The sequence below is a fragment of the Acidovorax sp. Leaf73 genome (assembly GCF_916855635.1).
GTDB lineage: Bacteria > Pseudomonadota > Gammaproteobacteria > Burkholderiales > Burkholderiaceae_C > Acidovorax > Acidovorax facilis.
In genome coordinates, this window is record NZ_CAKASI010000005.1 from 625,550 (window position 1) to 648,916 (window position 23,367).

General features: G+C 64.2%; 21 protein-coding genes, 1 tRNA gene and 1 pseudogene. 16 read left to right on the plus strand and 7 right to left on the minus strand.

The annotated features are described in order from the left end of the window. Nucleotides 1-71: 71 nt before the first annotated feature. Nucleotides 72-899 carry an HDOD domain-containing protein gene (locus tag LPA35_RS19605; protein ID WP_055393979.1) on the plus strand — a complete coding sequence of 276 codons (828 nt, stop codon included), beginning with the start codon at nucleotides 72-74 and terminating at the stop codon, nucleotides 897-899. Nucleotides 900-943: 44 nt separating this feature from the next. Further along, nucleotides 944-2,149, plus strand: a complete 1,206-nt coding sequence (locus LPA35_RS19610) for a phospholipase (protein WP_228898384.1) — start codon at nucleotides 944-946, stop codon at nucleotides 2,147-2,149. A gap of 3 nt (nucleotides 2,150-2,152) precedes the next feature. Here the strand turns inward: LPA35_RS19610 and LPA35_RS19615 are convergent, their stop codons facing one another. Further along, nucleotides 2,153-4,987, minus strand: a complete 2,835-nt coding sequence (locus tag LPA35_RS19615) for an EAL domain-containing protein (protein WP_370641476.1) — start codon at nucleotides 4,985-4,987, stop codon at nucleotides 2,153-2,155. Nucleotides 4,988-5,257: 270 nt separating this feature from the next. Further along, on the minus strand, nucleotides 5,258-6,394 hold the full coding sequence (locus LPA35_RS19620) for an iron-containing alcohol dehydrogenase (RefSeq protein ID WP_228898388.1): 1,137 nt from the start codon (nucleotides 6,392-6,394) through the stop codon (nucleotides 5,258-5,260). 97 nt (nucleotides 6,395-6,491) lie between these two features. Here LPA35_RS19620 and LPA35_RS19625 point away from each other — a divergent pair, with 97 nt between their 5' ends. The 3 genes from LPA35_RS19625 to LPA35_RS19635 all read left to right on the plus strand — a co-directional run bounded on the left by LPA35_RS19625 (nucleotide 6,492) and on the right by LPA35_RS19635 (nucleotide 9,251). Further along, nucleotides 6,492-7,361 carry a 2-keto-4-pentenoate hydratase gene (locus LPA35_RS19625; protein ID WP_228898396.1) on the plus strand — a complete coding sequence of 290 codons (870 nt, stop codon included), beginning with the start codon at nucleotides 6,492-6,494 and terminating at the stop codon, nucleotides 7,359-7,361. A 104-nt stretch (nucleotides 7,362-7,465) separates the two neighbouring features. Beyond that, nucleotides 7,466-8,386 (plus strand): alpha/beta hydrolase, encoded by a 921-nt coding sequence (locus tag LPA35_RS19630; RefSeq protein WP_228898450.1) that lies wholly within the window; start codon nucleotides 7,466-7,468, stop codon nucleotides 8,384-8,386. A gap of 7 nt (nucleotides 8,387-8,393) precedes the next feature. Further along, complete coding sequence (locus LPA35_RS19635; RefSeq protein ID WP_228898397.1) at nucleotides 8,394-9,251, plus strand: YbgC/FadM family acyl-CoA thioesterase; 858 nt, start codon at nucleotides 8,394-8,396, stop codon at nucleotides 9,249-9,251. 65 nt (nucleotides 9,252-9,316) lie between these two features. On the opposite strand, the gene LPA35_RS19640 is transcribed toward LPA35_RS19635, so the two are convergent. Then, entirely contained in the window at nucleotides 9,317-10,225 is a 909-nt protein-coding gene (locus LPA35_RS19640; protein ID WP_228898398.1) for a folate-binding protein YgfZ, read from the minus strand. 45 nt (nucleotides 10,226-10,270) lie between these two features. Here LPA35_RS19640 and mltG point away from each other — a divergent pair, with 45 nt between their 5' ends. The 6 genes from mltG to LPA35_RS19670 all read left to right on the plus strand — a co-directional run bounded on the left by mltG (nucleotide 10,271) and on the right by LPA35_RS19670 (nucleotide 14,971). Further along, complete coding sequence (gene mltG, locus LPA35_RS19645; RefSeq protein WP_370641471.1) at nucleotides 10,271-11,257, plus strand: endolytic transglycosylase MltG; 987 nt, start codon at nucleotides 10,271-10,273, stop codon at nucleotides 11,255-11,257. A gap of 20 nt (nucleotides 11,258-11,277) precedes the next feature. After that, a complete protein-coding gene (gene tmk / locus LPA35_RS19650) occupies nucleotides 11,278-11,955 on the plus strand; it encodes a dTMP kinase (RefSeq protein WP_218299861.1) in 678 nt (225 codons plus the stop codon). Beyond that, on the plus strand, nucleotides 11,952-12,962 hold the full coding sequence (locus tag LPA35_RS19655; protein WP_228898400.1) for a DNA polymerase III subunit delta': 1,011 nt from the start codon (nucleotides 11,952-11,954) through the stop codon (nucleotides 12,960-12,962). Before tmk ends, LPA35_RS19655 begins: the two co-directional genes overlap by 4 nt. 17 nt (nucleotides 12,963-12,979) lie before the next feature. Next, nucleotides 12,980-13,339 carry a PilZ domain-containing protein gene (locus LPA35_RS19660; protein WP_010465538.1) on the plus strand — a complete coding sequence of 120 codons (360 nt, stop codon included), beginning with the start codon at nucleotides 12,980-12,982 and terminating at the stop codon, nucleotides 13,337-13,339. A gap of 154 nt (nucleotides 13,340-13,493) precedes the next feature. Beyond that, the gene (locus LPA35_RS19665; RefSeq protein WP_228898401.1) at nucleotides 13,494-14,300 is read left to right on the plus strand and encodes a TatD family hydrolase; all 807 of its coding nucleotides are present in this window, start codon (nucleotides 13,494-13,496) and stop codon (nucleotides 14,298-14,300) included. Next, entirely contained in the window at nucleotides 14,297-14,971 is a 675-nt protein-coding gene (locus tag LPA35_RS19670; protein WP_055393961.1) for an ankyrin repeat domain-containing protein, read from the plus strand. The genes LPA35_RS19665 and LPA35_RS19670 overlap by 4 nt, the downstream gene beginning before the upstream one ends. 64 nt (nucleotides 14,972-15,035) lie before the next feature. Here the strand turns inward: LPA35_RS19670 and msbA are convergent, their stop codons facing one another. Further along, the gene (gene msbA, locus LPA35_RS19675) at nucleotides 15,036-16,841 is read right to left on the minus strand and encodes a lipid A export permease/ATP-binding protein MsbA (protein ID WP_218299859.1); all 1,806 of its coding nucleotides are present in this window, start codon (nucleotides 16,839-16,841) and stop codon (nucleotides 15,036-15,038) included. Nucleotides 16,842-17,028: 187 nt separating this feature from the next. Between msbA and tolB the strand changes: the two genes are divergently transcribed. From tolB to LPA35_RS19700, 5 genes are all read left to right on the plus strand, one after another. Beyond that, nucleotides 17,029-18,348 (plus strand): Tol-Pal system beta propeller repeat protein TolB, encoded by a 1,320-nt coding sequence (gene tolB / locus LPA35_RS19680; protein WP_218299858.1) that lies wholly within the window; start codon nucleotides 17,029-17,031, stop codon nucleotides 18,346-18,348. 44 nt (nucleotides 18,349-18,392) lie between these two features. After that, nucleotides 18,393-18,932, plus strand: coding sequence for a peptidoglycan-associated lipoprotein Pal (gene pal, locus LPA35_RS19685; protein ID WP_055393955.1), 540 nt, complete (start codon nucleotides 18,393-18,395; stop codon nucleotides 18,930-18,932). After that, complete coding sequence (gene ybgF / locus LPA35_RS19690; protein ID WP_228898402.1) at nucleotides 18,932-19,723, plus strand: tol-pal system protein YbgF; 792 nt, start codon at nucleotides 18,932-18,934, stop codon at nucleotides 19,721-19,723. Before pal ends, ybgF begins: the two co-directional genes overlap by 1 nt. Continuing rightward, nucleotides 19,723-20,544: a ThiF family adenylyltransferase gene (locus LPA35_RS19695; protein WP_228898404.1), complete on the plus strand. Its 822-nt coding sequence runs from the start codon at nucleotides 19,723-19,725 to the stop codon at nucleotides 20,542-20,544. The genes ybgF and LPA35_RS19695 overlap by 1 nt, the downstream gene beginning before the upstream one ends. Nucleotides 20,545-20,588: 44 nt before the next feature. Further along, nucleotides 20,589-20,664: transfer RNA gene (locus LPA35_RS19700), tRNA-Lys, on the plus strand. Between the two features lie 647 nt (nucleotides 20,665-21,311). On the opposite strand, the gene LPA35_RS19705 is transcribed toward LPA35_RS19700, so the two are convergent. The 3 genes and pseudogenes from LPA35_RS19705 to LPA35_RS19715 form a co-directional block, all read right to left on the minus strand. Then, the gene (locus LPA35_RS19705) at nucleotides 21,312-22,115 is read right to left on the minus strand and encodes a DNA/RNA non-specific endonuclease (RefSeq protein ID WP_228898406.1); all 804 of its coding nucleotides are present in this window, start codon (nucleotides 22,113-22,115) and stop codon (nucleotides 21,312-21,314) included. A 276-nt stretch (nucleotides 22,116-22,391) separates the two neighbouring features. Next, nucleotides 22,392-22,550, minus strand: a pseudogene (locus LPA35_RS19710) (DUF4148 domain-containing protein); the annotation flags it as partial. A 136-nt stretch (nucleotides 22,551-22,686) separates the two neighbouring features. Next, the gene (locus LPA35_RS19715; protein ID WP_228898408.1) at nucleotides 22,687-23,202 is read right to left on the minus strand and encodes a hypothetical protein; all 516 of its coding nucleotides are present in this window, start codon (nucleotides 23,200-23,202) and stop codon (nucleotides 22,687-22,689) included. Nucleotides 23,203-23,367 lie beyond the last annotated feature (165 nt).

Below are 23,367 nucleotides of genomic sequence, written 5' to 3' on the forward strand. Positions count from 1 at the left end.
CGGGATGGCCTGGGTTTGCGGCAGGTTGGGGGCCATAATCGCCAGCAACCCCAACTCTGGTGCCTGACCCCATGGAGCTGAACGCACTGCTGGCCCAACCCGTAGCTCTGCCCAGCCTTCCGCGCACGGTGGCATTGCTGATGAGCGAGCTGGCGCATGAAGAGCCCAGCCTGCGGCGTCTGAACCAGCTTTTTGGCACCGACCCGGCCCTGGCCGGGCGGCTGCTGGAGCTGGCCAATTCCCACACCTTCCAGGTACCGCGCCAGATTGCCGGCATCCCCGAAGCACTGGCACTGCTGGGTATTGCCCAGGTTCGCACACTGGTCACGTCGGCACCGCTGGGCACCGCGTCGCGCTCGGTGCCCGGCGTGCACATGCAGCAGTTCTGGCGCTACAGCCTCAACACGGCCAAGCTGGCACGGTCGCTGGCGGGCATCGTGCACCAGAACCAGACTGCTGCGTACACCACCGGCCTGCTGCACGCGCTGGGCGAGCTTGTGATTCACCTGGCCGACCCGGACAAAGCCCAGTCGGTCAACACACTGGTGGCCCCGTTTGACCTGCGGCGCGGCAAGATCGAGCAGCGCATCTTTGGCTACTGCTATGGTCATGTGACGGCCGGGCTGGCGCGCCGCTGGCGTTTGCCCGAGGTGGTGGTGGATGCCCTGCACCACCAGAGCGCGCCGTTTGACAACAATGCCTACGAGCCCCTCGCGGGCGTGATCCACCTGGCGTCCTGGCGCGCCCGAGCGCGTGAGGCAGAACTGGGCGAAAAGGAACTGGCCGTGTCGTTCCCTGGCGAAGTGGGCTTGGCCCTGGGGCTGGACATCGACATGGTGCTGCAGCAAGACCCTATTGACTGGACTGCGAAGCCTGAGGCTGCTGATTACGTGGTGTGAGAGCTGGTTTTGAGCCGCCTTGCGGCTTTGCGAAAATGCCGCCCATGAAAGCCCTGCGCATCCATGCCGGCCCCCGTGCCCGCCAACACCTTCAAAACCACGGGCTGCAGCCCGGCGATGTGGGCGTGATCCCTGCGGCGGCAGGGGGCCCCAAGGGCCTGATCCTGGGTCCGCTGGACCGTTTCATCTTTGGGGAGTGGCTGCCCCAGTCCAGCCAGCCGGTGCACCTGGTGGGCGCCTCGATCGGCGCCTGGCGCATGGCCACGGCCTGCCTGCAGCAATCGGTGGCGGCTTTCGAGCGGCTGGAGCACGACTACATCCACCAGCACTACGACCTGCCGGCGGGCAAGAAGCGCCCCACGGCCGCGCATGTGAGCGAGCGGTTTGGGCAGAACCTGCAGGCGTTTTATGGTGGGCGCATCGACGAGGTGCTGAACCACCCGCGCTACCGCCTGCACATCGTCACCTCGCGCGGGCGGCACCTGCTGGGGCGCGAGCACCGCGTGGCCACGCCGCTGGGCTATCTGGGCGCGTTTCTGACGAACACGGTGCACCGCAAGGCGATGGGGGCGTGGCTGGAGCGGGTGGTGTTTTCCTCGTCCGATGCAGCCACGGCCGATGGTGTTGGTGTGAGCGTTGGTGCTGCGTGCGCTGCATTGCCGTTTGGCACCTCGGACTACCGCACGCGCCAGGTGCTGCTGCACGGCGGCAACTTCATGCCAGCGCTGCAAGCCAGCTGCTCGATCCCGTTTGTGCTGCAGGCCGTGCACAACATTCCGGGTGCGCCCCGTGGAGCGTATTGGGACGGGGGCATCACCGACTACCACCTGCACCTGTCCTACGGTCAGCAATCACAGAATGCTATTGAATTAATAGCTGGTAGCGCTTATCCAACAAGCGCTGGCGGCCAAAAAAACTCAAATTCTGGCCCGACTGCCTCGCCCGGCCTGGTGCTGTACCCGCATTTCCAGCACCAGGTGGTGCCCGGCTGGCTGGACAAGGGGCTCAAGTGGCGCCACCGTTCCACCCCGTCGCTGGACAACATGGTGGTGCTGTCGCCCAGCCCCGACTGGGTGCGCTCCTTGCCCAACGCCAAGCTGCCCGACCGCAACGATTTCACCCACTACGGCACCGACAGCGCCGCGCGTGCCAAGGCCTGGCTTGCGGCTACGCGGGCCAGCCAGCAGCTGGTGGACGAGTGGCAGGCGTGGCTGGCGCGGCCCGACATGAACGCAGTGCAACCGCTGTAGTACTCAGGTTGAGGCAGGCCGCCGCGCCGCCTCCTGCACCGCTCGGGCCGCATGGCGAGCAGCGTGCTCCCGGGCCCAGGTCAGCACCTCGTGCGCAGGCATGGGCCGAGCAATGCCAAAGCCCTGGGCGCGCTCGCAGCCTAGCTCCAGCAGCTTGGCGCATTGCTCGGCGGTTTCTACGCCCTCGGCCACCACATGCCGGTGAAAGGCGGCGGCCAACGCGACGATGGCGCTCACGAGCGTGAGGTCGTCGCCGTCTTCCAGAATGCCTCGCACGAACGACTGGTCGATCTTGATGGTTTCAGCCGGCAGGCGCTTCAGGTAAGACAGCGAGGAGAAGCCGGTGCCGAAGTCGTCCAGCGCAAAACGCACGCCCAGCGCCTGGCAGCTTTGCATCATGTGGCGCATGTACTGCATGTCTTGCAAGGCTGCAGATTCGAGGATTTCCAGCTCCAGGCGGGTGGGCGACACCTCGGGGCAAGTGTGCAGGATGTCCTTGAGCCGCTCCACAAAATTGGCCCGATGAAAGTGGGGTGCGGAGATGTTCACGCTCACCTCCCACAGCATGCCGGCGTCTGTCCACTGCCGCATCTGGGCCAGGGCCTGGCGCAGCACCCATTCGCCCACTTCCACCTCCAGCTCGGCATCCTCGATCAGGGGCAGCACATGCTGCGGGCCCAGCAGGCCTTGCTCGGGGTGTTGCCAGCGCAGCAGGGCCTCCAGCCCCAGGATTTCGCCGGTGCGCAGGTTCACCTTGGGCTGGTAGTGCAGCACCAGCTCGCCCGCGTGCAGCGCCTGGGCCACGCGGGTCTGGCGGGTGTGCTGGGTCTGCACGGCGTGGTCCAGCTGCACGTCGAACACATGCATCTGGTTGCGGCCGAAGCCCTTGGCCTGGCACATGGCCTGGTCGGCGTGGCGCAGCAGGGTGTCGGGGTTGGCGTCGTCTTGCGGAAACACGGCCACGCCCACACTCACGGTGGTGTGCAGCACGCGGTCGTCGATGGCGTAGGGGGCGGCCAGCTGCTGCATGAGCACGTCCACACGCGCCTCGATGGCGGGTATGTCGGGCAGTTCGCCCAGCAGCAGCACAAACTCATCGCCCCCCATGCGCGCCACGGCGTCCTGCGGCGTGATGAAGGCGCCCAGGCGCCGCGCGGTTTCCTTGAGCAGGCGGTCGCCCACGCGGTTTCCGTGGGCGTCGTTCACGGTCTGGAAATGGTCCAGGTCGAGCATGCACACCGCCAGCAGCAGCCCTTTTTGCCGCGCCACGAAGATGGCATGGGTCAGCCGCTCGGCCAGGGCGGCGCGGTTGTACAACCCGGTGAGCGGATCGTGCCGTGCGTGCCATGAAATCTGGTGGCGCAGGTTGCGGGTCTCGGTCACGTCGCGGAACACCAGCACGCAGCCTGCGGCCGTGCCATCGCCCTGGCGGATCGCTGACGCGGTGTACTCGATGGCGTAGCGTTCGCCCGAGCGGTGGATCAGCACCTCGTGCGTGACCGGCTGCAGCGCGCCGGGCACGGTGTCCCGCTCGGCCGCAGAACTGGCGTTGCGGCTGGCAAGCTCTTCATACAGGCGAAACACGTCGTCCAGCTGCCGCCCCAGCGCCTGGTCGGCGGTGAAGCCGGTCATGAGCTGTGCAGCCTCGTTGATGGTTTCGATGCAGCCCGAGGGGTCGGTGGTGATCACCCCGTCGCCGATGGAGGCGAGCGTGACCTCGGCGCGTTCCTTCTCGGCGCGCAGGGCCTCCTGGGCGCGTTTGCGTTCGGTCACATCCACCAGGGTGCCAATGGTGCCGGCCAGCGTGCCCCGGGTGGTGGTGAATGGGGCCTCGTAGTAGGCCATGTCCCTTGGGGGCTGGTGGTTGGCCGGGTGCACGCGGATCTCGTTGTCCTGCGCCTGGGCGATCTGGGTGGAGCGCTCGGGCGACAGCTCCTGGGGATACGCGGGTGGCGAGGCCTGAGCGCTGCCAGCACCGGCAGGGGCATGAAAAAGCCGCTGCCAGGCGCAGTTGACTTCGAGGGTGACACCCTTCGCATCCCGCACGAACACCGGCAGGGGCAGGGCGTCGATCAGCTGGCGTGTGAAGTGCAGTTGTTCGCTTTGCTGCTGCTGGGTTTCGCGCAGCGACAGCACCAGCGACTGGACCTTGCCCGCCATGTCATTGAAGGTGGCCGCCATGGCGCGCGATTCGAGCGTGCCCGTCACCTCCATGCGCGTGTCCAGGCGGCCCTGGCGGAACGCATCGGTGGCTTCTGCCAGGCGGCGCAGCATGCGGGCATTGGCCCGCAGCAGCAGGGTGAGCAGCAGCAGGATGGTGAAAATGTTGAGGGCCGAGATGCGCAACTGCACCACCACCGTGCTCCAGACCTGGCCGACGAGGGGGGCCGCCTGCAGCGTCACCGTCAGGCGCCCGGAGGCCCCGCCGCTGGACAACGCCTGGCTGAACTGCTGCGAGGGCGGTGCAATGTTGACCCATTGGGCAAACCAGTCTGGCGCGGTGGCGGGCAGGCGGGGCGCGCGGGCTTCGGTGGCGGGCTCGCTGTCCACCTGCCATTTCAGCGAATGGATGCCCGGCCCGAAGCTAGCAATCCCTTCGCTGAGCAGCGTGGCTTGGGCCTGGCGGTCCGAGGCGGGCAGGGCCGCCAGCGACGGCAGCAGCGCATCGCCAGCACGGCGCAGTTCGGTGGCGGCATGGCGGCGCACCTCGTCGGTTTCTGTGGCCACCAGGTAGTGGTAGCGCACCGTGCTGACCAGCACGATGATCAGCACGATAGGCACATACAGCCGGGGATAGGTGCCCCGCAGGAGCCAGGTGCTGAGATTTCCGGTGCGCATCGACAGTGGCCCTCCCCCCAGGGCCTGATCAAAGTCTCCGGGCAGCGCCAGAACGACATTGAACTGGCTCTCCACCAGGGTAATGAATTGTTAATTAATTGTTGACGAGTCGGAGTCTAGCGCGTAGTGAATCGCGTGAGATGGGTTTGGACAGCGCAATCCCGCAGGAGCGGCCACGGCAGGAAGGCTTCTATGTGCGTTGGAGGCGGCGGCACGCCAGGTGCTGTGGCGCCGCCGCAGGGAGATCACCAATACGCTTTGGGCAGGCCCTTACAGCGACTGCGCCAGCATGTCGCGGTATTCCTCGGGCGTGGCAATGCGCGGGTTGGTCTTGTGGCAGTGGTCGGCCATGGCGCCCTTGATGATGTCGTCGAACAGGGCTTCGGTCACTCCCATGGCCGCCAAGCCCGTGGGCAGGCCAAGGCGGGCGTTCATGTCGCGGATGGCCTCGGGGATGTCGCCCGCGCTGGCCAGGCCCATGGCGTGTGCCATGCGTTCCAGGCGCTTTTCCTTTTGCACCGATTCGGCCGTAGCGTTAAAGCGGATCACGGCGGGCAGGAACATGGCATTGAGCGTGCCGTGGTGCAGGCGCGGGTTCACGCCGCCCAGGCTGTGGCTGAGCGAGTGCACCGCGCCCAGGCCCTTCTGGAAGGCCATGGCGCCCTGCATGCTGGCGCTCATCATGTGCAGGCGCGCGTCGCGGTCGCTGCCGTTTTTGGTGGCCTGTTCGATGTTCGCCCAGCCGCGTGTGAGGCCATCCAGCGCGATGCCGTCAGCGGGCGGGTTGAACGCGGCGGACATGAAGGTTTCCATGCAGTGCGCAATCGCGTCCATGCCCGTGGCGGCCGTGAGCGTGGGGGGCAGGCCCAGCGTGAGTTCGGGGTCGCAGATGGCCGTCTTGGGCACCAGGTGCCACGAGTGAAAGCCCAGCTTGCGGTGGTCATCCACGATGATGATGGCGCCTCGCGCCACCTCGCTGCCCGTGCCGCTGGTGGTGGGCACGGCGATCAGCGGTGCGGCGCGCTCGGTGATGCGGGGTGAGCCGCCTTCGATGGTGGCGTAGTGGGTGAGGGGACCTTCGTGCGTGGCGGCAATCGCAATGCCCTTGGCGCAGTCGATGGCCGAGCCACCGCCCACGGCGATCAGGCCATCGCAGCCCTGGGCCTTGTACATTGCCACGGCGGCGCGCACGGCGGCTTCGGTGGGGTTCGACGGCGTCTGGTCAAACACCGCCACGGTCATGCCAGGCAGCGCGTCCAGCGCCTTTTGCAGCACGCCTGCGGCCTTCACGCCAGGGTCTGTCACGATCAGCGGACGTGTAATGCCCACACGCTCGCACTCTTGTTTCAGCAGCTTGACGGCGCCGAATTCAAACTGGATCTGGGTGACGTAGTAGATGAAAGCCATGGTGCAACAGGATGTGTGAATGGGAGTGCCAGCGATTACGATAGCTCGCCAGCCCTTGAAACGAGTTCTGAGCTCACTTTATAAGGAGGAGACACGCGTGAAAACGAAGCAAACCCTGATGGCGGCCCTGGTAGCCGTCGCATCTGTGACAAGCGCCCAGGCCCAGTGCCTGACCGATGCGCAGGCCGCCGACCTGGTGGCCAACTATGTCGCCAAAACCCCCGCCGCCAACCCCGAGAACCTCACTGACGCCGACGGCGCCTGCACACGCGGCAAGGTCAACGCCTTGCTGGCACAGCGCATGGGCAAGGTGATTGGCTACAAGGCGGGCCTGACCAACCCCGCTGTGCAAAAGCGCTTCAACACCGACAAACCCGTGTGGGGCAAGCTCTACGAAGGCATGGTGCTGCCCAGCGGCGCCACGGTGGATGCGGCCTTCGGTGCCCGCCCACTGTACGAGGCCGACATGCTGGTGCGCGTGAAAAGCGCCGCCATCAACCAGGCCAAGACCCCCATGGACGTGCTGGATGCCGTGGACCAGATCATCCCGTTCATGGAATTGCCCGACCTGATGGTGCAGGCGCCGCACAAGCTCAATGGCGCAGGCGTGACGGCCATCAACGTGGGCGCGCGCCTGGGCGTGGCGGGTACGCCCATTGCTGTGCCAGCCTATCGCGGCGAGCGTTTTGCCATGCTGAAGGCGCTGGCCGACATGAACGTGTCGCTGACCGATGGTGCGGGCGCGCGCCTGGGCGGTGGCAAGGGCAGCGACATCCTGGAGCATCCGCTCAATGCCGTGGTGTGGCTGGCGGGCGCGTTGGCGCAAGAAGGCCTGGCCATGCAGCCGGGCGATCTGATCAGCCTGGGCTCGTTCTCGCCCCTGCTGCCACCCAAGGCCGGTTTGTCGGTGACGGCCACCTACGATGGCCTGCCCGGCGCCGCACCGGTGCGCGTGACCTTCAAGTAAACCACCGATGAGCGGCCCGCCGCCTTGCGGGCCGTTTTCTTTTCTTGCCGAGACCCCACCCGTTGACCGACCTGCACATCCACCACACCCGTCTCACCCCCCAGATGCGCAGCGTTCTCGAACGCATGGCCCGCGCGGGGCACCCACCGCTGCACACGCGCACGCCGCAGGAGGCACGCATCGCTTACCAGGGGGGCGCGGATGTGCTGGAGGTGCCCAAGGCCGCGCTGGCGCGGGTGGAGGACCTGCAGATCCCGGCCCGCGACGGCGCCATGCTGCCCGCACGGCTGTATGCGCCGAGCACCGACGCGGGCCTGCCCATGCTGCTGTACACGCATGGCGGGGGCTTCACCATCGGCAGCGTTGCCACGCACGACATCCTGTGCCGCGAACTGGCACGCTTGGGCCGCTGCATGGTGGTGTCGCTGGACTACCGGTTGGCCCCGGAGCACCGCTTTCCCACGGCCAGCAACGATGCGTGGGATGCGCTGCAGTGGCTGGCTGCCAACGCTGAGCGCCTGGGGGCCGACACCCAGCGGCTGGCCGTGGGCGGCGACAGTGCAGGCGGTACGCTGGCCGCCGTCAACGCAATCCTGGCGCGGGATGCGGGCCTGCCGCTGGCGCTGCAACTGCTGATCTACCCCGGCTGTGCAGCGCACCAGGACACGCCTTCGCACACCACCTTCGCGCGCGGCCTGGTGCTGGAAGAGCCTGCTATCAGCTGGTTCTTCGGCAACTACGTGCAAAGCCGCGCCGAGCGCGAAGACTGGCGCTTTGCCCCGCTGCATGCCCCGGATGTCGATGGTGTGGCCCCCGCCTGGATCGGTCTGGCCGAGTGTGACCCGCTGGTGGACGAAGGCATAGCCTACGCCGACAAGCTGCGCCTGGCAGGCGTGCAAGTGGACCTGGACATCTACCGGGGCGTGACCCACGAATTCATCAAAATGGGCCGCGCCATCCCCGAGGCGCGCAAGGCCCATGCTGACGCAGCCCGTGCGCTGCGATTGGCCTTTGGAATGGAGTGAAGACAACATGCAACGCAACGAATTCCGCTGTTTCCACCGCCTGCGCGTGCGCTGGGCCGAGGTGGACATGCAAAAGATCGTGTTCAACGCGCACTACCTCATGTACATCGACACGGCCATGAGCGACTACTGGCGCGCGCTGGGCCTGCCCTACGAGGCGAGCATGCATGTGCTGGGCGGTGAGATGTATGTGAAGAAGGCCACTGTGGAATACCACGCCTCTGCGCGGCTCGATGACACGCTGGATGTGGGCCTGCGCTGCACGCGCATCGGCAACTCGTCGTGCCTGTTCACGGCGGGCATTTTCTGTGGCGACCGGTTGCTGATCTCGGCCGAACTGGTCTATGTGTTTGCCGACCCGGCCACGCAGACCTCGCGCCCGGTGCCACCCGCGCTGCGTGCCATCTTCGAGGGCTTTGAGGCCGGTGCCGACATGGCCGAGGTGCGCACGGGCGACTGGAACACCCTGGGCCGCGATGCAGGCCGTGTGCGCACGGAGGTGTTTGTGCACGAGCAGGGCATTCCCGCCGAAATCGAAGCCGATGTGCACGACATCTCGGCCCGCCATGCCGTGCTCTACAACCGACTGGGAATGCCCATTGCTGCAGGCCGCTTGCTGCAGCAGTCACCGGGTGTGGGCCGCATCGGCCGCATGGCCGTGGACCGCTCGGTGCGTGGTGCGCAGTGGGGGCGGCAGTTGCTGGATGCGCTGGTCGCCGCCGCCAGCGCCCGGGGCGACACGGAGGTGCAATTGCACGCCCAGCGCAGCGCTGAGGGGTTTTACCGCCGCGCCGGTTTCTCCGTGGTAGGTGAGCCTTACGAAGAGGCTGGCATCGCGCACATTGCGATGGCGCAGCGGTTGTAGTTGATTTTGCTATTAATAAATGAGCTGCTTGCGCATGATGGATAGGCGCTGGAGCCCATTTTTATTCAAATATCTTCGAGCAGCGCGTAGGGCAGCGGCAGCAGGGCCAACGCTACGCCGTCCGTGGCACCCACCTGCAGGCTGCCTTCCTGCGCGGCGCTGATTTGCAGCGACACGATGGTGTCGAATCCGCCGTTCGGCGCAGAAGCCACCTGCACCACGGTGCCGCAGGGCTGTTCCAGGTCTGCCGTGTTGAACACTTCGGCTCCCACTGCCACTTCGGCTGCCGCATGGGCGATGTAGGCCCGGCGCTTGAGCGTGCCCCGGAACTGGCTGCGCGCCACCACTTCCTGGCCGGGGTAGCAGCCCTTCTTGAAGTTCACGCCACCCACGGATTCATAGTTCAGCATCTGGGGCACAAAGGCCTCGACCACGGGCGTGGTCAGGGTTGCCACGCCGCTCTTCACCTCGCTCCAGAGCCACAGTGCGGCATCCAGCGCGGGGCCTGCGGGGGCTGGGTCAACGGCCGGGGCCACCCACAGGGCCCGGGGCTGGCCATCGGCGGGGTACAGGTGGACCACCGAAGCGGTGCCGATATCGGCCTTGGTCCAGGCGGGCTGGCTGCCGTCGGGCACGGTGTCTCCCGCCAGACCGTACAGGGCAAAGTCGTTGGTGGCGTCGGTCAGCTTGGCCTTTGCGCGCAATACAAACATCGACAGGCGCTTGAGCATGGGGGGCAGCAGGTCGCGGCTGCACACCAGCAGCACCTCGGTAGCGCTGCGCTTGAAGCCGATGAAGCTGGTCTGCATGCGGCCCTTGGCCGACAAAAAGGCTGCGAGGCGGGCCTGGTCCATGCCGAGCAGGGCGAAATCCTGGGTGAGCTGGCCGTGCAGAAACTTGGCGGCGTCTTCGCCTTCCACGCGAATCACGCCCAGGTGGGACAGGGGGGCAATGCCGTTCAGGGGGTAAGTCATCGCTGAATTATGATGCCCTGTTTCATACACACAGACGGCAGGGTTGTGCGACGTTTACTGGCTTTGATCGCGTTGGTTTTGATCGCATCCGGTGGTGCGGCTTTTTGGTGGCTGCACCAGCCGCTGGTGACCGGCAGCGAGCCTCTGGAGCTGGCCATCGAGCCCGGCACCACACCCCGGGGCGTCGCCCGCGATGTGGTGGCTGCTGGCGCGCGCGTGGATGCCCGCATGCTCTACGCCTGGTTCCGCTTCTCGGGGCAGGACCGTGCCATCAAGGCCGGCAACTATGAAATCCCCCCTGGCACCACGCCCCGCAGCCTGCTGCAAAAGCTGGTGCGCGGCGAAGAGAGCCTGCGCGCCATCACCCTGGTCGAAGGCTGGAACTGGCGCCAGGTGCGCCAGGCGCTGGCCAAGGAAGATCAGCTCAAGCGCGACGTTGCCACGCTGACCGACGAAGCGCTGATGGCCCAACTGGGCCGCCCCGGTGTGCCACCCGAGGGGCGCTTCTTTCCGGACACCTACACCTACGCCAAAGGCTCCAGCGACATCGCTGTGTTGCGCCGGGCGATGCATGCCATGGACCGCCGCCTCGAAGCCGCCTGGGCGCAGCGCTCGGCGGACACGCCCCTCAAGTCCGCCGAAGAGGCCCTGATTCTGGCCAGCATTGTGGAGAAGGAAACGGGCAAGGCCAGCGACCGGGGCCAGATTGCGGGCGTGTTTGCCAACCGGCTGCGCGTGGGCATGCTGCTGCAGACCGACCCCACGGTGATCTACGGCCTGGGCGAGAAGTTTGATGGCAACCTGCGCCGCCGCGACTTGCAGACGGACACGCCCTGGAACACCTACACCCGCGCAGGCCTGCCGCCCACTCCCATTGCCATGCCCGGCAAGGCGTCGCTGCTGGCCGCCGTGCAGCCGGACGCCACGCGCGCCCTGTACTTTGTGGCCAAGGGCGATGGCGCCAGCCACTTCAGCACGTCGCTGGAGGAGCACAACCGTGCCGTCAACCGCTACCAACGCGGCCAGCAGTAGATTCTTCCACCAAGGTTTTCATGTCACGACCCGGTCTGTTCATCACCTTTGAAGGCATCGACGGTGCGGGCAAGTCCTCGCACATCGAGGGGTTGGCCACTGCCTTTCGGGCACAGGGCCGTGCTGTCACCGTCAGCCGCGAGCCAGGCGGCACGCCGCTGGCCGAAAAACTGCGCGAGATGGTCCTCAACGACCCGATGGATGCGCTCACCGAGTCCCTACTGATCTTTGCGGCCCGCCGGGATCACCTGCGCAATGTGATCGAGCCCGCCCTGGCGCGGGGCGACGTGGTGCTGTGCGACCGCTTCACCGATGCCACCTTTGCCTACCAGGGCGCGGGGCGCGGTTTTGATCTTGGTGTGCTATCAGTATTGGAGCGTCTTGCGCAGACTGGACTTGCGCCAGAGGCAGATTTGATGCGTGAACCCGATTTGACGGTGTGGTTTGACCTGGCGCCCGAGGTGGCGGCCGAACGCCTGGCCGGTGCGCGTGTGCCCGACCGCTTCGAGGCCCAGCCCGTCGAGTTCTTCCGCCGCGTGGCGCAGGGCTATGCCGACCGCGCCGCTGCAGCGCCGCAGCGCTTTGCACGCCTGGACGCGGCCCAAGACCGCCACCGCGTGTGGCAGCAGCTCACCAGCGTGTTTGTGCGCAAGGGGTGGCTGGCGATCATGGTGGCGTCCCAGGGGGGGCCGCAATGAGCGAGGCCACAGTGGCATTGGCGCCGTGGATTGCCGCGCAGCGCACCAGCCTGCTGGCCCAGCGCGGCCACGCGTGGTTGTTGCAGGGGCCATCGGGCCTGGGCCAGTACGCCTTGGGGTTGGAGCTGGTGCGGGCCTGGCTGTGCGATGCGCCCACAGAGCAGGGCGCGTGCGGCCAATGCAGCAGTTGCCACGCCATCGACGTGCGCACCCACGCCGATCTGTGTGTGCTGATGCCCGAGGTGCAGATGATGGCGCTGGGCTGGCCCTTGTCGGAAAAGGCCCAGGCGGACATCGACGACAAGAAGCGCAAGCCCAGCCGCGAGATCCGCGTGGAAGCCATGCGCGATGCGGTGGAGTTCTCGCAGCGCACCTCGGCGCGCGGCAAAGGCAAGGCGGTGCTGGTGTACCCGGCCGAGCAGATGAACCACATCACGGCCAATGCCTTGCTCAAGACCCTGGAGGAGCCGCCGGGTGACGTGCGCTTTGTACTCGCTAGCGAGGCGGCGCACCAATTGCTGCCCACCATTCGCAGCCGCTGCCTGGGTCACACCATGGTCTGGCCCGCACAGGACCAGATGCTGCAGTGGCTGCAAGGGCAGGGCATCGCTGCGGATGCCGCTGTGTCGTTTTTGCGGGCCGCAGGCGGGCGGCCCGACGATGCGTTGGCACTGGCGCGCTCGGGCCGAAGTCCACAAGCCTGGTCGGCCTTGCCGCAGGCGGTGGCCAAGGGCGATGCGACTGCCTTGGGAGACTGGTCGCCCGCGCAGGTGATCGACGCACTGCAAAAACTCTGCCATGACCTGCTGGCGGCCAGCGTAGGCGGCGCGCCGCGCTACTTTGCACCCGCAGACCTGCCCAAGACGGTGCCGCCGTTAGGTGCTCTGACCCGCTGGTCGCGCGCACTGGCCAAGGCTGCACGCACGGCGGACCATCCTTTCAATGCTGGCCTCATGCTGGAGGCGCTTGTCGCCCAGGCGCGAAACACCCTACACTCCAAGCACTGAGCCGCACCCATCCATCCATGAGCAGTCCATCCACCGCCCCCCGCCCCAGCGTCATGCAGCTGGCCATCAAGGAAAAGGGGGCCCTGTACGCGGCCTACATTCCCTTTTTTGCCGAAGGGGGCATTTTTGTCCCCACCCAGCGGGACTACAAGCTGGGCGATGATGTCTATGTGCTGCTCACGCTGCCGGACGACACGCAGCGCTATCCGGTGGCGGGGCGCGTGGCATGGGTCACGCCAGCACGGGCTGCGGGCAACCGCACCCAGGGCGTGGGCATCCAGTTTCCCAAGGACGAAAAGTCGCGCCAGCTGAAGGCCAAGATCGAGGAGCTGCTGGGCACATCCCTGGGGTCAGACCGGCCCACCCAGACCATCTGAGTTTGGCGCCGCCACCGTGCCGACCTGCGCAGGCTGGTCGGCATTTTTTATGGGCGCCCACGACGAGGGAGCGGATGGCGTATCTTTGCTCCAGAGCGCTGCGCCGCCTTTGACGGCCCGCGTTGCGCCCCAGAAACGACTAATTTGAAACCGCATGTTCACTGATTCGCACTGCCATCTCAATTTTCCGGAACTGGTGAGCCAGCTGCCCGCCATCCGCCAGGCCATGGCCGAGGCACAGGTCACCCGGGCTCTTTGCATCTGCACCACGCTGGAAGAATTCAACGGGGTACATGCCCTGGCCATGGCGCACGACAACTTCTGGAGCACGGTGGGGGTGCACCCCGACAACGAAGGCATTGCCGAGCCATCGGTGCAGGACCTGCTGGACCGTGCTGCCCTGCCGCGCGTAGTGGCCATTGGCGAAACGGGGCTCGACTACTACGGCATGGAAGACCGCAAGGGCGGGCGCAGCATCGCTGATCTGGAGTGGCAGCGCGACCGTTTTCGCAACCATATCCGTGCGGCCCGGGTTTGTGAGAAACCTCTGGTCATCCACACGCGCAGCGCATCGGACGACACCCTCGCCATCCTGCGCGAAGAGGGCGAGGACGGCCCCGGAAACCGTGCAGGCGGTGTCTTCCACTGCTTTACCGAGTCGATGCAGGTGGCGCGTGCGGCGCTGGATCTGGGCTACTACATTTCTTTCTCGGGCATCGTGACCTTCAAGAGCGCCCAGGAGCTGCGCGACGTGGCGGCCTTTGTGCCGCTGGACCGCACGCTGATCGAAACCGACAGCCCCTATCTGGCGCCCGTGCCGTATCGCGGCAAGACCAACAATCCCTCGTATGTGCCCTATGTGGCCCGGCAGGTGGCCGAGACCAAGGGGCTGACGTTGGAGGATGTGGCCGACGCCACCAGCCGCAACTTCGACATTCTGTTCAAGGGAGTGACCGCATGATTTGCCATCGCCGCAATGCGCTGGCCACCCTGGCGCTGGGGCTTGCCGCCCCCGGCATCTGGGCCGGAGCCTATGAGGATTTTTTTGTCGCCATCCTGCGTGATGACGATGCTGCCATTGCCGCGCTGTTGCGCAGGGGTTTTGATCCCAATACGCGCGACCCGAAAGGGCAGGTGGGCCTGACCATCGCTTTACAGAATGGGTCGTCCAAAGCGTTTGCAGCCTTGCTGGCATCCAGCCAGGTGAACGTGGAGGCCCGCAATGCGCAGGACGAAAGTCCCTTGATGATGGCGGCCCTCAAGGGCAATCTGGAAGCCGTAAAGGCGCTGCTGGCACGCGATGCGGATGTGAACAAGACAGGCTGGGCGCCCTTGCACTATGCGGCCTCTGCAGGTTCGCGCCAGCATGTAGCCATCATCGCATTGCTGCTGGAAAACCACGCTTACATCGATGCCACATCACCCAACGGCACCACGCCCCTCATGATGGCGGCGCAATACGGTTCCAACGAGGCCGTTCAGCTGCTGCTGGATGAGGGCGCGGACCCCACGCTCAAGAACCAGCTGGGGCTCACGGCCGCCGACTTTGCCTTGCGGGTGAGTCGTACCGAATCCGCCGACAAAATCGCCGCAGCCATCCGCAAGCGCCAGCCCAACCGGGGCCGGTGGTAGATGTAGCGCTGGGATCGGCCGTTGTCGCGCGCCGATTGGCGCGCAATAGCACGCAATAGCGTGTTCAGTGCAATGCGGCGGTTTCGCCCGAGGCAGGCCGGGCCTGCAGGCGTGCGTACAGTCCGCCCATCGCCATCAGCTCAGCGTGTGTGCCTTGTTCGGCAATGCGCCCACGCTCCATGACGATGACCCGGTTGGCATGCTCGATGGTGGACAGGCGGTGCGCAATGACCAAGGTGGTACGTCCCTGCATCAGGCGCTGCAGGGCGTCCTGTACCAGCCGTTCGGATTCGGTGTCCAGCGCCGAGGTGGCTTCGTCCAGGATCAGGATGGGGGCGTCCTTGTACAGCGCCCGCGCAATCGCCAGCCGCTGGCGCTGCCCCCCCGACAACTGCGTGGCGTTGTGACCCACCACCGTGTGCATGCCCTGGGGGAGTGCTGCCACGTGTTCGGCCAGGTTGGCGGCCGCCAGGCACGCCTGCACGCGTGCTTCATCCACCGCGTGTCCCAGTGCCACGTTGGCCGCAATGGTGTCGTTGAACATCACCACGTCCTGGCTCACCATGGCGAATTGGGAGCGCAGCGATCCGAGGTCCCACTCTGGCAACGGGTTCCCGTCGACCAGGATTTCACCCGAAGCGGGCGTCACAAACCGTGGCAACAGGTTGACCAGCGTGGTCTTGCCTGCCCCGGAGGGGCCGACCAGGGCGACGATTTCGCCAGGCTCCACGCGCAAGCTGATGTGGTCCAGTGCAGGGGCGTGATCAGGGCCAAATGACACCGTGACCTGCTTGAGTTCCAGCGCCCCCTGGGCGCGGTCCTTGCGGAACTGGCCGCCCGCTTCGGCTCCGGTGTCTCCCAGCAGTGCCAGCCCCCGCTCCAGGGCGGCAACACCCCGCGTGATCGGGCTGGCGACATCGGCAAGGCGGCGTATGGGCGCAATAAGCATCAGCATGGCCGTGATGAATGACACAAAGCCGCCGACGGTGACATCCTTGGCGTCCACGGTGCCACGGCTCTGCCACAGGGCAATGCAGATCACTACGGAGAGCGCAGCAGCGGCGAGTAGCTGCGTCAGCGGCGTCATGGCGGCGGAGGCGATGGTGGACTTGATCGCCAGGCGTCGCAGGCTCTGGCTCAAGGCGGCGAAGCGCCCGGCCTGGCCAGGCTGCGCGCCATGCAGCCGGACCATGCGGTGGGCCAGCACGTTTTCTTCCACCACATAGGCGAGTTCGTCGGTGGCCTGCTGGCTGCTTTTGGTAAGGTGGTAAAGGCGCCGGGACAAGGTCTTCATGATCCACGCCACGCCCGGCACGACCACGGCGACGATCAGCGTGAGCTGCCAGTTGAGGTACAGCAGGTACACCAGCAGCGCCACCAGTGTGAATCCGTCGCGCGACACCCCTAGCAGTGCCTGTACGAGCAGGGTTGCGCCGGTTTGCACCTCGTACACCACGGTGTTGGACAGCGTGCTGGCCGACTGACGCGAGAACAGGCCCATCTCGGCAGCCAGCACCCTGTCAAACAGCGACTGGCGCAGCGTCAGCATGCCTTCGTTGGCAATGCGTGCCAGCGCGTACTGGCCGACGAACTGGGCAACGCCCCGCACAAAAAACACGCCCAGGATGGCCAGTGGCACCATCCACAGTTGGAGGGTGCCTTGCGTGAAGCCCCGGTCCAGCAGGGGCTGCAGCAATGCGGGAATCAGCGGCTCGGTGATCGCGCCGACGAGGGTGGCAACAACGGCAAGGCTCCAGGCCATTCGCTGGTTGCCAAAGTAGACAGACAGTCGGCGCAGGCGTGTGGCCAGGCTTGCAGCGGGCGGGGAGGGAGTGTTGGGAGGCGCGGCGCCCGTATCTGTGGCTTGCATGTGGCCCGGATTCTACGGTTGTGGGCGGTCAAGGTGCCGGTGAGATATTTCTGCGCAGCAGGTTGTGGACTGCAAGAAATCGGTGCGAATAGGTTTGGAGGTCGCACGTTTTGTCACAGGGGTTTCCCCGCTGTGTGTAACATTCGGGTTTGCCTTTCGGCATTTGTTCGGCCACCGCTGGATGCCAATGACCACAGATCGAATCCCAACACACCCATCCCCTGCGGCCTTGCCGCATCCCTTGCGCCGCCACATGCTGGCTGCGCTGATCTCGACCCCCGCACTCCCCGCCCTCGCGCAATTTCGCGTTGAGGTCACGGGTGTTGGTTTGACCCAGTTGCCCATCGCAATTGCGCCGTTCCGGGGCGAGGCGCAGTCTCCCCAGAAAATATCGGCCATCGTCCAGGCCGACCTGGAGCGCAGCGGACAGTTCCGCGCGGTAGACGCCTCCGGCGCGGTGCTGGACGAAACCGCGCGCCCGGATGTCGCACTGTGGCGCCAGAAGAGTGCGGACTCCCTGGCTACTGGCAGTGTGACGCGCCTGGCAGATGGGCGTTTCGATGTGCGCTTTCGCCTTTGGGATGTGGTGAAGGGGCAGGACCTTGGTGGCCAAAGCTTTGTGGTCACCCAAGGCGATCTGCGCCTGGTGTCGCACCGCATTGCGGATTTCATCTATGAAAAGCTGACGGGCGAGCGCGGCATTTTCTCCACGCGTATCGCCTATGTCACCAAGACAGGCTCCCGGTACAGCCTGTGGGTGGCAGACGCTGACGGAGAGAATGCCCAATCGGCACTGTCGAGCCCGGAGCCCATCATTTCCCCTGCATGGTCGCCCAACGGGGGGCAACTGGCCTATGTGTCGTTTGAATCGCGCAAGCCGGTGGTCTATGTGCATGATGTGGCCTCCGGCCGCAGGCGTCTGATTGCCAATTTCCGGGGGTCCAACAGTGCCCCTGCCTGGGCTCCGGATGGTCGATCCCTCGCCGTGACGCTCAGCCGTGACGGGGGATCTCAGCTCTACACCATCGACGCCAACGGTGGCGAGCCGCGCCGCCTCATGCAAAGCGCTGGCATCGACACGGAGCCCATGTTCTCCGGTGACGGCCGCAGCATTTACTTTGTCAGCGACCGTGGCGGCGCGCCGCAGATCTACAAGGTCTCCACAACTGGCGGCAACGCGGAACGTGTGACGTTTACCGGCAGCTACAACATCTCCCCCAGCGTCAGCCCCGATGGCCGCTGGCTGGCCTACATCTCCCGTGTCGGTGGGGCCTTCAAACTGCACGTGATGGACCTGTCCTCGGGCACTGTGAATGCGGTCACCGACACAACGGCAGATGAGAACCCCAGCTTTGCCCCCAATAGCCGCCTTATCGTTTATGCCACCCAGCAGCAAGGGCGTGAAGCGCTCATGACCACCACGCTGGACGGCAAGATCAAGGCCCGGCTCGCGGGGCAGGCGGGCGATATCCGTGAGCCCGATTGGGGCCCGTTTCAAAAGCAATGAACTTATCAGCACTTTCAAGTATCAAGTTTTCAGGAGAATTTTGGATGATCAAACGTTTTACCCTTGCCCTTACCGTTGTCGCCCTCGTTGCCGGATGCAGCTCTGGCGTGAAGCTGGACGATGTGCCGGTCGAAGACAAGAACGCCACGTCTACCATGGGTGGTAATACTGGCGCCAACTCTGGCAATACCGCGCAGAGCGGTGTTGCTGGTGTGGACCTCGGCCAGTCGGGCCGCGATGCTGCAGGCCCAGTGGGCGTGAGCCGTATCGTTTATTTTGATTACGACAGCTACGTGATCAAGCCCGAATTTCAGTCGCTGATCGAGGCGCACTCTCGTTTCATCAAGGCCGGCACCAATCGCAAGCTGATGATTGAAGGCCACACGGACGACCGAGGTGGTCGTGAGTACAACCTGGCGCTCGGCCAGAAGCGCGCCGAGGCAGTGCGCCGTTCGCTGGCTCTGCTCGGCGTGCAGGACAGCCAGATGGAAGCTGTGAGCTTTGGCAAGGAAAAACCAGCAGCCCAAGGCAATTCTGAAGACGCGCACGCCCAAAATCGCCGGGCTGAACTGTCCTATCGTTGATGCGCACGATTTCTTTGTCCTACCCGCTCAAGGCGCTGGCGGCAGTGATGCTGTCCGTGGCCTTGCTGCCCACGGGCTATGCCGCAATTTTTGAGGATGGCGAAGCCCGCCGCGCCATTCTCGAAATGCGGCAGCGCGTGGATGGCATGCAACTGTCTCAGCAACGGTCCGCAGAGGAAGTGCGCAGGCTCAGTGAAGAGAACGCCCAGCTGCGGCGCAGTCTGCTGGATCTGCAAGGTCAGATTGACACGCTGCGCACGGAGCAGTCCACACTTCGCGGCCAGAACGAACAGCTGTTGCGCGATGCTGCCGACCTGCAACGGCGCCAGAAAGACATCGCCCAGGGGGTAGACGAGCGCCTGCGTCAGTTTGAACCTGTGAAGGTGACCTTGGACGGCCAGGAGTTCCAGGCAGATCCTGCTGAGAAAAAGGACTTTGAAGCCGCACTGGCTGTGTTTCGTTCAGGCAAGTTCCCAGAAGCTGGGGCAGCATTTGCAGCCTTTGTGCGGCAGTATCCGCGCAGCGGCTTTGTACCGTCTGCGCGTTTCTGGCTTGGGAATGCCCAATACGCTACCCGGGACTATAAGGAAGCCATTGGTAATTTCAAGCTGATGCTGTCTGATGCCCCGGCTCATGCGCGGGCGCCAGAGGCGGCTTTGTCCATTGCCAACTGCCAGATTGAACTCAAAGACACGCGAACTGCCCGCAAGACCCTGGAAGACCTTGTGCGCGCCTACCCGCAGTCCGAGGCGGCTGTGGCGGCCAAAGAGCGCCTTTCCCGATTGAAGTAATGGTCGGCGAAGCGCCTTTGCAAGCCCCGGCAGGGAATGTTGAAGATGCAGCGCTGGAGCGTCGCTTTGGCGGACTGGAACGGCTGTACGGCGTACAAGGCGCTCGGCGTATCCGCCGGGCGCATGTGGTGGTGGTGGGTGTCGGGGGGGTGGGCTCTTGGGCTGCTGAAGCCTTGGCACGCAGTGGGGTAGGGCAGATCACATTGATTGACCTCGACCACGTGTCTGAGTCGAACATCAATCGCCAAATCCATGCGCTTACCGATACCGTCGGCCAGGCCAAGGTTCTTGCAATGCGCGATCGGATTGCGCAAATACACCCTCAATGCAGCGTCCACTGCGTGGAGGAATTCGTGGATGCAGACAATTGGCTTGGTTTGCTTCCTCAGTCCGTTGATGCGGTGATTGATGCGTGTGATCAGGTGCAGGCCAAAACGACCATCGCGGCCTGGGCTCAAGCCCAGAAGGCTCTGCATATCACGGTCGGGGCGGCTGGCGGTAAGCGCCATGCGCACAAAGTGGATGTGGATGATCTTGCTTTGACGACCCACGATCCTCTGCTGGCGCAACTGCGCTATCGCTTGCGCAAGCACCATCGGGCGGCCCGTGATGGCAAAAAAATCGGAGTGACCTGCGTCTTCAGCAGAGAAGCCGTGGTGCCTCCCGATGCGTCCTGCAATGTGGATGGCGATGGTTCTCTGAACTGCCATGGATACGGTTCGGTCGTTGCAGTGACGGCGACCTTTGGTCAGTGCGCTGCAGGGTGGGTATTGGACAAACTTGCCGCAACTTCCAAAATCACTGAAAAAACGACGCTATAATCCAAGGCTTTGCAGCAGTCAGTCATGATTGATTGCAACCGGTTGGGACGTTAGCTCAGTTGGTAGAGCAGCGGACTTTTAATCCGTTGGTCACAAGTTCGAATCTTGTACGTCCTACCACCAACACCTTGTGAACAGTGAAAGCCTTGCTGCAGAAAATGTAGCAAGGCTTTTTTGTTGTTACGTCGTTGCCAGATCGTTGCCAGAATTTGACGCATTGCCAGGTGATCTTTCCGTGCATGCTTAGGGTCAAAAAACTGTATGGCCGGGCCATCCGTGAAAGCTCCACCGATTTTTGAGCAGCACCACTTGTCCCTGGGCCAAGAGGAGAGCGTTCTTGGATGGTCTGGTGAGGCTGTTTGGGCTGACTGCTGCCATTCAGTTTTAGCGAAGCTATGGGTGCGGCTAATACTCTCTGTATTTCGCGATCCAAGTGACCGCTCCGCTGCCAGGACCGTCGTGGCACACATCTCGCAGCGGACGAGTGAGGGACGTGGCACGACGGAGGTCAAGGCAGGGTCTGCTGGGGAAGCGTTCGCAATCTGGTAGTCCGATCTGCTTGTGCGAATGCCCACAGTGGCTTCGCTGCATACCTTGTTAGCTGTTGCTGCAAGCCTGTAAGGCGCAATTCACGAGTCCTTAGGCATCGGCGCCGAAAATGTTGCCGACTTGCTTGCTCGTGCAGGTGCCCATTTTTCGACTATAGGCTTCGTGGTGACTTCTTCGCCGGCAGCCAGATCTTGCTTCGCGTCGAAGACCGAGGCCACTCAATGCTGCAGTGCGATTCTTGGCAAAAATTCCACTCCTGTTCTCTTCACCAACTCTTGGTAGCTGATCGGCCGCCCCACCGTCTCCCCATCACGGTTCTCCTGCCAGTGCGCCCAGGCCCTCTGGGTGGTTGCGTCGTACACCAGCTTGTACAGATAGGTCGGCACCTTCACCCCATTGGCCCCGATGCGTGGTCCTGCATCCGTGAACACCGGCCCCGTGATCACAAACACATCCCCCTTGGCCCGCTTCACGTAGTGCCGCGTGTCCTGCTCGATCTTGTTCCAGGCGCCACCGTTGTGCTGAGCGTTTTGGGGAACCATGTTCGCCAAGCTGAAGCTCTGCGCCATGGCCGTTGGCGTCGGCATGTCTCCCGCAGGCGCCATATGCCCCCGGCTGTAGCCTGAGTTCTTGTAGTCCTCCAGCTCCGCCCGTTCGCCACTTGGGAGTCGCGCATCCGCAAAGAACCGTTTGGCCCGCTTCTCATCGGCATCCTCGATGAGCCTGCGGTTCAGGCGCTGGGCTACGAACACCGGTGTCTTGGTGGTTCCGGAGTGCAGCACCGCAAAAGCTTCATAGCAAAGCTCCCGCAACTGCGGCCGGGGCGTGATGGCGGGTGGTGTGCCATTCGCAAAGAACTGCGGACACTGCGCAAACGAAGTGGGCTCGGGAGTGAGCAGGGCCGCACTGTCGAACTGCGGAGACCGCGCCCAGGAAAGATTCGGGAGAGCAACGCTGACGAGAGACAGGGCCAGCACCGCTGCCAGGCGTACGCGACCTGGCCAAGAGAACAAGCGATTCACAGAAGTAGCATTCGAGTCGAATTTGACGGAGCCCGATTGGAGCACCGTTCATCTCTCACTCCTGGCCCGAATGCTCGGATCCCGCAGGGTTTTACAGCTGCTTGCAGAGATAGGGCCCACAAACAGAAAGGGCTCCCGAAGGGAGCCCTTTCTGCCTGCCCGCCCCTGCGGTTCAGTTAACACTCCCCATGGCAACAGCACCCGCAAATGCAAAGTGCCACCACCATGGGAAGTCCCGCAACTGCTTCAATCCAACTCAAGCAGTTGGTCTACGAATTACATGGCGCTGAATTCGCCGTGGGGGATCTGGCCGGTACGCACGGCTTCGGCAGCCTGGGCACGCACTGCAGCGCGGTCGGCGTTGGACTTGTAGGTCACCACGCGCGAACCAGCAGGCTCTTGGCTGCGGGTCTGGGCCACGTTAGAGGCTTCACTCAGCGCTTTCCGTCAGCATGGATCGCAAACGTTGGCGTTGGCCGTCGAGCAAAACGTTAGCAAGCCAACGGAGTGCGCAATGTGCGAGGGTAAAAGGCTCGTCGTGCTGCCGCCTTCAACCTGACGCACTTCAGGCTCAGACTTGGTTGGCGCTGGTGTTGGAGCGAGTCCTGCTGCGCTCGCGGCCAGTAGCAGCCTCATCCTTTGACTTCTGCCACTCTTGCTTCAGCAGTTCCTGAGTCGCCTTTTCCAGCTCAGCCAACGTCGGGTTCGCCAGCGAGATCGGCGCCTGAGCCACCTGATTGAACAGCGCATTCACGGCTTGCATGATTTGCAGATCGAACTTGTGCTTCTCCGCCATGCTGGAGTCTCTGGCTCGTGGGTTAAGTCTCAAAATGATGTCGGTTTTCAGTCGAATCAGCTCAGGCATGTCAGGAGTGGGGCTGACGCACTGCTTCAAGTACTCGGCAACGTTCTTTCGGAGATCCTCGCGCCACTTTGCGCGCTCGTTGGTGACCGAGGCGACGAAAATGTCCTTGTCACTGTCCCGTGTGGTTTCACTATGAACACGCGTGCTTGCCTTGTATGCGATCACCGCCGTAACCACACTGAATGCCCACCCACCAATCGCAATAACCAGCTCTATGCTCATCAGAATCCTGCCTTTTTTGGGACATTCAGTTGTTATTGTGTTAGTGCCAGTGCAAACGTGATCAGCAGTGCCAGTCGAACATTGACCAGGGGCTAGAGCTGGTTCCATTTGAAGCCAACTGTGGATAACTATAGGGTGGATGCTTCGGTAGGTCCTCCTTTTTTT

Excerpts from the sequence above, each read along its gene's own strand:
- LPA35_RS19620 (WP_228898388.1), bottom strand. The coding sequence starts at position 6,394 with ATGGCTTTCATCTACTACGTCACCCAGATCCAGTTTGAATTCGGCGCC.
- LPA35_RS19665 (WP_228898401.1), top strand. The coding sequence starts at position 13,494 with ATGTTCACTGATTCGCACTGCCATCTCAATTTTCCGGAACTGGTGAGC.
- msbA (WP_218299859.1), bottom strand. The coding sequence starts at position 16,841 with ATGCAAGCCACAGATACGGGCGCCGCGCCTCCCAACACTCCCTCCCCG.
- LPA35_RS19615 (WP_370641476.1), bottom strand. The coding sequence starts at position 4,987 with ATGCGCACCGGAAATCTCAGCACCTGGCTCCTGCGGGGCACCTATCCC.
- LPA35_RS19605 (WP_055393979.1), top strand. The coding sequence starts at position 72 with ATGGAGCTGAACGCACTGCTGGCCCAACCCGTAGCTCTGCCCAGCCTT.
- LPA35_RS19660 (WP_010465538.1), top strand. The coding sequence starts at position 12,980 with ATGAGCAGTCCATCCACCGCCCCCCGCCCCAGCGTCATGCAGCTGGCC.
- LPA35_RS19640 (WP_228898398.1), bottom strand. The coding sequence starts at position 10,225 with ATGACTTACCCCCTGAACGGCATTGCCCCCCTGTCCCACCTGGGCGTG.
- ybgF (WP_228898402.1), top strand. The coding sequence starts at position 18,932 with ATGCGCACGATTTCTTTGTCCTACCCGCTCAAGGCGCTGGCGGCAGTG.
- LPA35_RS19715 (WP_228898408.1), bottom strand. The coding sequence starts at position 23,202 with ATGAGCATAGAGCTGGTTATTGCGATTGGTGGGTGGGCATTCAGTGTG.
- tmk (WP_218299861.1), top strand. The coding sequence starts at position 11,278 with ATGTCACGACCCGGTCTGTTCATCACCTTTGAAGGCATCGACGGTGCG.
- LPA35_RS19670 (WP_055393961.1), top strand. The coding sequence starts at position 14,297 with ATGATTTGCCATCGCCGCAATGCGCTGGCCACCCTGGCGCTGGGGCTT.
- LPA35_RS19655 (WP_228898400.1), top strand. The coding sequence starts at position 11,952 with ATGAGCGAGGCCACAGTGGCATTGGCGCCGTGGATTGCCGCGCAGCGC.
- LPA35_RS19635 (WP_228898397.1), top strand. The coding sequence starts at position 8,394 with ATGCAACGCAACGAATTCCGCTGTTTCCACCGCCTGCGCGTGCGCTGG.
- LPA35_RS19630 (WP_228898450.1), top strand. The coding sequence starts at position 7,466 with ATGCGCAGCGTTCTCGAACGCATGGCCCGCGCGGGGCACCCACCGCTG.
- tolB (WP_218299858.1), top strand. The coding sequence starts at position 17,029 with ATGACCACAGATCGAATCCCAACACACCCATCCCCTGCGGCCTTGCCG.
- LPA35_RS19695 (WP_228898404.1), top strand. The coding sequence starts at position 19,723 with ATGGTCGGCGAAGCGCCTTTGCAAGCCCCGGCAGGGAATGTTGAAGAT.
- pal (WP_055393955.1), top strand. The coding sequence starts at position 18,393 with ATGATCAAACGTTTTACCCTTGCCCTTACCGTTGTCGCCCTCGTTGCC.
- LPA35_RS19610 (WP_228898384.1), top strand. The coding sequence starts at position 944 with ATGAAAGCCCTGCGCATCCATGCCGGCCCCCGTGCCCGCCAACACCTT.